This is a genomic window from Marisediminitalea sp. (assembly GCF_984433645.1).
The window spans coordinates 1-10,017 of sequence record NZ_CFIDRX010000160.1; the positions used below are offsets into that span (position 1 = coordinate 1).

6 protein-coding genes are annotated in these 10,017 nt (G+C 49.5%); 1 reads left to right on the plus strand and 5 read right to left on the minus strand.

Annotated features, from left to right (window positions below; translation table 11 throughout):
* From AC4MRN_RS16525 to AC4MRN_RS16545, 5 genes are all read right to left on the minus strand, one after another.
* A partial coding sequence (locus AC4MRN_RS16525) for a protein kinase domain-containing protein (protein WP_491203895.1) occupies positions 1–1,360 on the minus strand: 1,360 nt, incomplete at its 3' end.
* Positions 1,360–2,214 carry a 23S rRNA (adenine(2030)-N(6))-methyltransferase RlmJ gene (locus tag AC4MRN_RS16530; protein ID WP_370243185.1) on the minus strand — a complete coding sequence of 285 codons (855 nt, stop codon included), beginning with the start codon at positions 2,212–2,214 and terminating at the stop codon, positions 1,360–1,362. The genes AC4MRN_RS16525 and AC4MRN_RS16530, both read right to left, overlap by 1 nt.
* Positions 2,215–2,342: 128 nt before the next feature.
* Complete coding sequence (locus AC4MRN_RS16535; RefSeq protein WP_491203896.1) at positions 2,343–3,980, minus strand: dihydrolipoyllysine-residue acetyltransferase; 1,638 nt, start codon at positions 3,978–3,980, stop codon at positions 2,343–2,345.
* A 10-nt stretch (positions 3,981–3,990) separates the two neighbouring features.
* Entirely contained in the window at positions 3,991–4,968 is a 978-nt protein-coding gene (locus AC4MRN_RS16540; RefSeq protein ID WP_073324513.1) for an alpha-ketoacid dehydrogenase subunit beta, read from the minus strand.
* 2 nt (positions 4,969–4,970) lie between these two features.
* Positions 4,971–6,155 carry a thiamine pyrophosphate-dependent dehydrogenase E1 component subunit alpha gene (locus AC4MRN_RS16545; RefSeq protein ID WP_370243181.1) on the minus strand — a complete coding sequence of 395 codons (1,185 nt, stop codon included), beginning with the start codon at positions 6,153–6,155 and terminating at the stop codon, positions 4,971–4,973.
* 348 nt (positions 6,156–6,503) lie between these two features.
* Between AC4MRN_RS16545 and AC4MRN_RS16550 the strand changes: the two genes are divergently transcribed.
* The coding region (locus AC4MRN_RS16550; protein WP_491203897.1) for a S8 family serine peptidase at positions 6,504–10,017 on the plus strand (3,514 nt) is incomplete at its 3' end.

The following is a 10,017-nucleotide window of genomic DNA, read 5'->3' on the forward strand; positions in this document are numbered from 1 at the left end:
ATACCCCCTTACGATGAATGGCACGAGCCAGCATCACCACATTATTTACCGCCTGATCAAACGCGTCTTTTTTGTCTGGTTCATGCAGGTTAAGACTGGAGTCAATATAAACGCCGTCCGGTTGCCAGTTGATCGCCAGGCCGCCTACCACCGGATATTTCGCCAATCGGCTGATGGCAGCTAAAAATCCCTTCTCCGTATCGCCCATGCCATCGAGATAATTCTTATAATAACGCTCGAATTGCGCGTCATTAATGTAATTGAGCGCCTGTACGGTGTCATTCTGGGCCGAGTCAGTCGCCCGCTCCCGCAGAAAAGACTTACGGGAGCTGTATACCACGGTCTCAATAGCCTTGCTACTGCGACTTACCCAGACCGGTAACAAAGCCTCAGCAGGTGCAGGCGCATGCTCACCAAATACCAGGTTTTCCAACAATGACAAATGAGAAAGAAGGTAGTCGCCCCCTTCTCGCTGGGCGCTTTCATTGTCACTTAGCATATAGGTGAGAATGTCAGATAGTATCTTGGGGAGCCCAAGTGATGACGGCGGAATAACCTGTCGGGCAAATCGCGCTGATTGGCCGGAAGCCAACGCATACAGGGTACTTGCCAGGCCTTGTTCGTCGAATCGGGGATTCGACAATGCCCCGTTCAATTGCGCATCGCCGATAAAATACACATCACCCAACCGCGCATTGGTTTGCTGTAGATCGCCAGACATCAGATCCAGTACATTGTTTTGCACCGGTTGCTGGTGCTCGTCTAGCTGCGCAAACACCGATGAACCCCAGTCGATTAAGGCAATGCGCTCATTTACTTCATCCCATACCAGGTTCGAGGGCTTTATGTCGCCGTGAACAATAGGTCTTAACTGGCCCTGGTGCGTGTGGTGACGAAGATCTAGCAGGATTTTGCCCAGCTGAACCGCAATTTTTACCACAAGGCGCGGATGCAATGCGCCTTCACGTAAGCTGACTTGCTCTAAGTCTAATCCGGGCGCACGTTCCATCATGAGAATAGACTGCCGCCCTTTTTGATGAAAATCGATGACCTTGGGTACTAGCGGGTGGTCTACCAGCGATTGCATAAAAGCTTCTTCTTCCAACCGGTCCTGAATGCTGGCAGGTAGCGTAATACGGGTAAATTTAAAGACCCGGTGTTGCTGTTGACGGTCTACACCTGCGAAAGCAAAGCCATATGCCCCTTTGCCAATAAGGTGAATATCACGATAGCCCAAAGCACTTAGCTGTTCGGTGCATAATGCCAACCAGTCTTTTAACTTTTTGGCATCAGTATGCGACAGCAAATAAATTGACTGTTCTTCCGGAATATAAAAATGCTTGATGCCCTTGGCGTTCATTAGTCGGTTTTATTCAGCCAGGTTACGGTGGATTGAGCCGCTGCACCCAATTGTTCGGCCAGTTCGTTCAGCATGACATCAATGACGGCATCTATCTGCCACGCAGGGTTTATTAAACACACACCGGATCCGTACATACCAGCATCATTGGCTGGGTCGTCAACCCGCAATTCGGCTTGCAGGACGTTAAGCGGTAATGCCGCCAACGCCTCGCACATGGCTTCAGACTGTCCGGCTTTGTCGCCAGCACGCTGCGACAACAACGGATACCACAACACAATTTGCGCCTGTGGCCAGCGTTTGAGTAGTTGCTTAACAGCAGTAATAACCGCATCGTACTCTTTTCGCTGTTCGTATGGCGGGTCAATCAGGATAGCGCCACGGTTGGGTTTAGGAGGACATAACGAGATAGCGCCTTCAAACCCGTCGCGATGATGTACATGAGTATGGCCGTTTCCACGATTTTGCTTAATGGCAGTGCGTAACCGTTCGTGTTCTCCCGGGTGCAATTCCATGAGGTGCAAATGATCCGCATCGCGCAGTTGTGACACGGATATAAGAGGTGACCCCGGATACTGGTGACGTTCCGAAAACCCTTTTAATACCTGAAGGTATCGCTGTAAGACGGGATGAACGGGTTGCCAGCCCTGCAGTAAAGCGACACCACTTTTGTACTCCTGGGTCTTCTGGGCTTGTTCGCCCGTCAAGGGGTAACAACCTGCACCAGCGTGGGTGTCAATAAGGGTAAAGGGTTTTGCTTTTTGATGCAGACGGTCTAATACCGCCAACCACACTGCGTGCTTGATAAGGTCTGCGTGATTGCCGGCGTGATAACCGTGAAGGTAACTTAACAAATTCGGGCTCTCATGATGATAAGGCGGCAAACAACGTTCGCTGAATGCCGCAATACTGTGCCAGCTAAACTTCCGCTGACGTTATACAGTGATTGTATCGCCGAGAGCCTGTCGGTGACAACGATAAACTAACGAAGCTGACTCAGCATTTTTAGCGGCTCACTCAGGTACTCGCACCACAGATTATTAAATCTGACCATCGTTGCCCCATCGATAACGCGGTGGTCTGCAGACCAACTAAGGTGCATAATCGATGCGCTGACAACGTTACCCTGTTCATCAAATCGGGGCAGCGTTTGCATTTTACCCAACGCCACAATGGCCAGTTCAGGATGGTTAATAATGGGCGTCGCTGTTGTACCACCCAGCACACCTACATTAGAAATACTGATAGTGCCGCCTTTTAGCTGATCAGATGAAAGTTTACCTGCTCGTGCAGATTGAACGATGTCTTGCATCTGTGCTGCTATGTCCATCACACTCAGGTTTTGTACCCCTTTAATATTGGGTACCAACAGACCAATCGGGCTGTCTACTGCAAAACCAATATTGTGGTCCGCGATGTATTCCAGCGCAGATTCATCGTCACTTAATCGGGCGTTAAATATCGGATACGCCTGCATGGCAAGAGACAACGCCTTAATAAAGAAAGGCATGAATGTCAGTTTGATATCCTGTTTAGCAAACGTATCGGCCAGTGCGCGTTTCAAATCAATTAACGCCTGCATGTTTAGCTCTTCCGACACAGTGAAATGCGGAATCGTGCTTACAGAACGGGTCATCTGTTTCGCCATAGCGCGCTGCACCGGCGTGAGTGGCACACGGTTAACGTCTGCAGAGCCCTGTGCCGATGGGGTTTGTTTTGTTGGCGTTGACACAGGTGCCGTTTGTTTTTCAACTGCTGCCAGAATGTCTTTCTTCAACACGCGACCTTTCTTACCAGACGCGTTGACCTGTTTTAAGTCGATGCCTTTTTCGCGCGCCAAACGGCGGACCGCAGGGCTTGCAGGTACCTTACCCGCAATGGTCTTCTGCGGGGCTTCACTTCCCTCTTCGAAGCCATGAGCAGGCTTATAATCATTTTGGGTAGCAGGCGTCTGAGAATTGCCGGAATCTACCGTGCTGTTAACCGGCGTTTGTTTTACTTCAGCAACAGAGGCGGTTGCAGCGGCAGATGCAGAAGGTGTTCTGCCCGCTACATGCATGTCGAATAAAGGCTCATGTACTTTGGCTATCTCACCTTCCTGATGATACCGTTTGGTCATTGTCCCGGCATATTTGGCTGGAATTTCAACGACGGCTTTGTCGGTCATGACTTCAACGACAACATCGTCTTCCTGCATACTGTCGCCTTCGTTTAGGTGCCATTTAACAATTTCACACTCAACAATACCTTCACCGATGTCCGGTAAGATAAAGGTTTCGTTGGCAGCAGACTCGGTATCTGCAGGTTTTTGTTCAACTGACGGAACTGGTGTCTGCTCGTTTGCTTGGGCGTTGGTTTGTTCTGTAACCTGTGCATCGGCTTCACCATCACGAGCCATGGCAAACAGCGGTTCATGTACTTTGGCAATTTCACCGGCCTGATAAAACAATTTAGTGATCACACCCGCATGCATGGAAGGGATTTGGACCGTTGCTTTATCGGTCATGACTTCGGCAACTGGCTGATCTTCTTCTACCCGGTCGCCTTCTTTAACCAGCCATTCAAGCAGTTCGCATTCCACAACGCCTTCACCAATATCGGGCAAAATAAAATCTGTCATGTTTTGTCCCTCAGTAGTTCAAAGCGCGCTTAATGGCTTCATAGGTTTTAAATTCATCTGGCATGTATTCTTTTTCATGTGCCAGAGGATACGGCGTGTCTAAACCACAAACGCGAATGATCGGCGCTTCAAGATACAGGAAACATTGTTCCTGAATGCGCGCAGCGATTTCACTACCAAAACCAGACGTAATTGGTGCTTCATGGTTGATTAGCAAGCGTCCTGTTTTCATAACAGATTCAGCCACTGTTTGCGCATCCCAGGGTAAAATACTGCGCAGGTCAATGATTTCGCATGACACGCCGTCTTCAAGCGCCATGTCCGCAGCTTTCTTAATTGTTTCCACCTGAGCGCCCCAGGCCAGCAAGGTAATGTCGTTACCTTCCTGAACTACCTCCGCTTTACCCAATGGAATGGTGTAATCTTCTTCCGGCACATCACACACAGATGCACGATATAAACGTTTGGGTTCCATAAACAACACAGGGTTGTCGTCGCGAATGGCAGCCAGCAATAAACCTTTAGCCTGATACGGATCTCTCGGCACCACTACTTTCAATCCTGGTACATGACTGAAAAAGGCCTCTGGTGATTGCGAGTGATATAAACCACCTGAAATTCCGCCACCGTAAGGCGTACGAATAGTCAGTGAACCACAGGTAAACTGTCCCCCGGAGCGATACCGAAACTTGGCAGTTTCATTCACGATCTGGTCGAACGCGGGAAAAATGTAGTCACCAAACTGAATTTCAGCAATCGGGGTAGAGCCCTGAGAGGCCAGACCGTTGGCAAAGCCAATAATGCCCTGTTCAGTAAGTGGTGTGTTAAAACAACGCGCTTTACCAAATTTTTCCTGCAGATTACTGGTTGCGCGAAATACGCCGCCGAAGTAGCCGACATCTTCGCCAAACACTACGGCCTTTTCATCTTCTGTCATGGCAGTGATAAGCGCCTGATTGATGGCTTGTAGTAAGTTTAATTTTGCCATGCTTATAAATCTCCTGACGTTTTAGGGTACTTTGAAGGATACTTTTTCACGTGAGCGATTAATGCATCACGCTGCTCCTTTAAATGCCAGGGGACTTCGGCATATACATCTTCTACGATGTCAGCCAGCGGGTTGACTGCAACCTGTTCAGAGGTTTTCAGTGCCGCCAGAATGTCGCTGCGGGTTTGTTGCATGAATTGTTCGGTCGCCGCTTCGTCCAGCCACGCTTTACTCAGTAACCATTGCTTGAACCGAGTCAGTGGATCTTTGAGTCGCCACTTGTCTTCTTCATTTTTAGACCGGTAGCCACTGGGGTCATCGGACGTTGAGTGTGCAGCCAGTCGATATGTCATGGCTTCAATTAATACCGGTTGATTGGTTTCCAAAGCCATTGCACGGGCTTGCTTTGTGGCGCTGTAAACCGCTAATGGGTCGTTACCGTCGACACGTATGGTCCTGACCCCGTAACCAATGCCTCGTGATGCAATACCGTCACCGGCAAATTGCTCCGCTGCTGGGGTTGAGATTGCATAGCCATTATTACGACAGAAGAAGATAACGGGGCAATTGAGTACCGCAGCCATGTTTACACCGGCATGGAAATCCCCTTCTGAGGCGGCACCCTCGCCGAAGTAACATATCGTTACCGCGTCTTTGCCTGCTAACTTCTGACCGTAGGCATAACCGGCAGCCTGCGGGATTTGCGTTCCCAGCGGTGAGGAAATGGTCATAAAGTTGAGCGCCTTGTCACCGTAGTGGATAGGCATCTGGCGGCCTTTGTTTGGATCCAGACGATTAGAAAACATCTGATTCATAAACTGGTCGGTAGTATAACCACGAAAAGCCAGCGCGCCCTGCTCGCGGTACTGACTCATGATCATGTCGTTTTCAGACAAGGCTGCAGCACTGGCAACCGCAGCAGCCTCTTCGCCTGTGCTGGCGAGGTAGAAACTGATACGTCCCTGACGTTGTGCAGCAACCATACGCTCATCCAGCAGTCGGGTGTACACCATGGTGTGGTATATCTTTTCGGCCAGCGCTTTGTCGATATCGGGTGCTGTAGCACCGGGATAAATATTGCCGTCTGGATCGAGAATGGCCAGCATGGGGATTTCCAGCAGCCCGTTTTCAATGATCTTAACCTCGTGCGTTAATGCAACATGGTCGAGGTGATTTCTGTCGTTCATTGGCTTCCTCTAATGGGACTCTTAACCTATATCTATCGTAGAACAGGTCCCACAGGAGCGTCCGTCTAATTTAACAATTAGTTTACTTGAGCGTGAGGATAAACATTTCTTCGCATGCACTGAAACGTGATAGATATTCTACTTTTCGCCGCAATGTAAATTGAAGGTTAATTGCCTGCTAAAATAACGTATACACACAAAGGGTCGTAATCTTTGTGTGACTTGATCGGTCTGTATACAAAGATTCGTAAAAGCGTATGACACAAGTTATTGTGATGTGTTAAAAACCTATAAAAACCCCTATAAAAAGCCGACAGAAACTCCGGCAACCACAATGGAGTAGTATAAGTGAAGCCATTATCCCCTGTGCCTCTGGTCGTATCAGGACTGTTACTTACGGGTGCAGTATTTGCTGAAAATCAGGCGGTTGAACCTGCCACCGTTAATAAGTCAGTTGATCTGGCCATCTCCCAAACGCAAAATAACGAAAGTAAAACAACGGAGAAAACTCCCTATATTATCAGGTTAACAGATCCTTCAATTGCTCAGTACTCAGGGGGAATCAGCGGATTTGAAGCTACAATGCCGACCTCATCAACACAGTCTGCGTTGAATCGGATAAAGGCAAACAAACGAGAAGTAACTGCATACCGAAAGTACCTCAGAACGCAGCAATCCAAAGCGTTGAATCGCATATCAACCGTGACCGGCACTGCGACACCACTAAAACAGTTTCAATATGCCATTAACGGCATGGTAATTAACCTCACTGCCGCAGAAGCAGAGGCAATTCGCAATATTAGTGGCGTAAAAGCAGTAGAAAGTGACAGAAAACTCAAGCTAAATACAGATACCAGCATTGCACTGACCGGCGCGCAACAAGTCTGGGCAGGCACTGCGGACAGCGGCTTAAATGCAATGGGTGAAGGTACGGTTGTCGCGGTATTCGACACCGGCATTAACACGGATCACCCCTCCTTTGCCGCAACAGGTGGCGACGGATACACCCACACTAACCCATTGGGAAGCGGAAATTATCTGGGTGACTGTGATGGCGATTTTCCCAGTTTATGCAATGACAAGCTGATCGGCGTATACAGTTACGCACTCATCACCAATCAGTATGCCGACACAGATATCTTTCCGGTTGGATTAGGCAGAAACGGCGAAGACTACAATGGTCACGGTTCACATGTTGCCGGCACCGCCGCGGGGAATATATTGTATGACGTGCCGGTTTATGGACTGGCATTTGACGAAGAAGTTAGCGACGGTTACCCCGGTGAATTCACGTTTGACCAAATGTCGGGCATGGCACCACACGCCAATATCATTTCATTCCAAACCTGTTTGCCCGGTGAATCCGATGATGAATATACCGGTTGTTATTACAGCCTGGCGATCAGTGCAATCGATGATGCGATTTCAACCGGAATTGTCGATGTCATTAACTATTCGATTTCAGGTGGCGAGGCTGTCTGGGGCGACGCACTGAGTGAGGCATGGTTGTCGGCCAATAATGCCGGGATTTTTGTTGCGCATTCAGCCGGTAACGACGGTCCGGGCGTGTCGACCAGCGATAAGTTTGCGCCCTGGATAACGCCGGTCGCAGCAACCGACCACGGCAGAATTATCGACTACAGCAAAACTTTGTCCAGTTTCACGGGGGGTGTGTCACTGCCCTCAACAATCAACGGACAAAGTAATACTGCAGGCATTACCGCGAATGTCGTTTACGCCGGCGATTTCACTAACCCCAATGACCCGGATGGTGACTCTGCGCAGTGTCTTGAACCATTTCCGGCAGGTACGTTTAATGGCGAAATCGTGCTGTGTGATCGTGGTGAGATAGCCCGGGTTCAAAAGGCGAAAAACGTGGCTGACGGCGGCGCTGGTGGCTACATCCTGGCCAATGTTTCTGCAGATACCGACAATCTGGTTGGCGATGTATACGTGATCCCTGGTATTCACGTTAATGTTGCAGCCGGGAATCAATTGCGCACCTGGCTGGCGTCGGGCAGCGGGCACCGAGCAACTATTTCAACAACATCGGGCGATTTGTCGATAGATCAGGATGCACTGGATACCGTAGCCAGCTTCTCATCTCGCGGACCAAACACAGAAATCAGTACCTTATTGCCAATGATAAGTGCACCGGGCGTGCAGGTCTACGCGGCTTATTCTGATGAGCATTATGGGCATGAAACCACGGGCCCTGCACCCGCCGATTATGCTTACCTGGACGGCACTTCCATGGCCTCTCCGCACGTAGCCGGCGCTGCCGCGTTGGTTCGTCAGGTTAATCCTACCTGGAGCGCAGACGCGATTCGTTCTGCATTAATGATGACAGCAACGCCCGAGCTGCGAGTTGAAGGCACCTTGGATGATGCTAACTGGCTCGACATGGGGTCAGGGCGAATTCAGGTAGATAAGGCAGTCAATGCAGGATTAATTGTTGAGGAAACCCAGGCAAATTACGAAGCGGCGGATCCTGACATAGGAGGTGATCCCAAGACGCTGAATATGCCTGCGCTGGTTGACAACAATTGCCTTATTGAATGTACCTGGCAACGCACATTTACCGCAACGAAGGCCGGTAGCTGGACCGTTACAGGCGACGCCATGAACAGCGGGCTTGAAATTACAGCCTCCCCTGCATCATTTACACTCGCTGCCGGGCAGTCTCAAACCGTCACGTTTACCGCAAACACCTGGAATGCCAATGACGGCGATTGGGAATATGCAAAAGCAGTATTAACGTCAGCCAGTTCACCTGACTTACACTTGCCCATTGCGGTTGTGGCTTCGAACGGTAATTTCCCTGATGAAATAGACCAAACAAGCTACCGCAATGCAGATTCATTGCTGATAAAAGATCTGGTAGCCATTGAAATCACAGACTTCACCGCGCGCACGTCAGGCCTAGTACAGCCAACTGCAGTGAATGAATCTATTGCCGAAGACTCTGATCCCGAAGCATTTTTGGATGACGTTGAAGACGGTGTCTATTTTGAAGTCATTGACGTCGCTGAAAATACCGACCGACTTGTCGCCTACATCAGTGAATCCACGGCCCCGGATTTGGACATGTTCATTGTGCTTGATTTGAATAACGATGAGCTGATTTCAACGTCTGAAATCATTGCTTCAAGCACCGGGTTCAGTTGGGATGAATATATCAACATAACTAACCCGCAGGCGGGTAGCTACTATGTATTTGTGCAAAACTATACAGGGTCGAGCCGCGCTACAGACGACTTTGTGCTGGAATATGCGGTTGTCACTGCTGTGGATGAAGGGTCGTTACAAGTAGACGGTCCGGGCAGCGCCGCATTACGTGAACCTTTTGATATGCGCGTGAGCTGGCAACTGTCTGACAGCCTTGAGGGAGACCGTTACTTTGGTGCCATCACCGTAGGCAGCGATGCAGATAATCCAAGTAACTTAGGCACAATTCCGGTTGACCTGGTCCGTGGCGAAAATGACGTTACACTCGCAGCTACATCATCTGGCCGTGTTGCACCAGGAGACACTGCGTCTTACGCGGTTACAATTAAGCCAAATTTGACTAATGAAAACCGTGATTATCAGGTGAGTGTTACTGTGCCGGATGGCACGTCCGTGGTAACAAGCAGTGTCGATGATGGCGGATTGATACAAGACAACACAATCACTTGGGATGTGACTCAAACTGCCAGCACGTCATCTGCTTCATTCGCAATGACATCAAATCAAAGCGATCCTCAATGTTCTGTACCGGACGTTGGCCAGGGAACGGGCTTCATTGATTTACAGTCCATGGGCTTTAGTCCGAAGTTCGGCAGCCTGGACACCGTGCTGGCCAACTACCCTATTCAGTTCA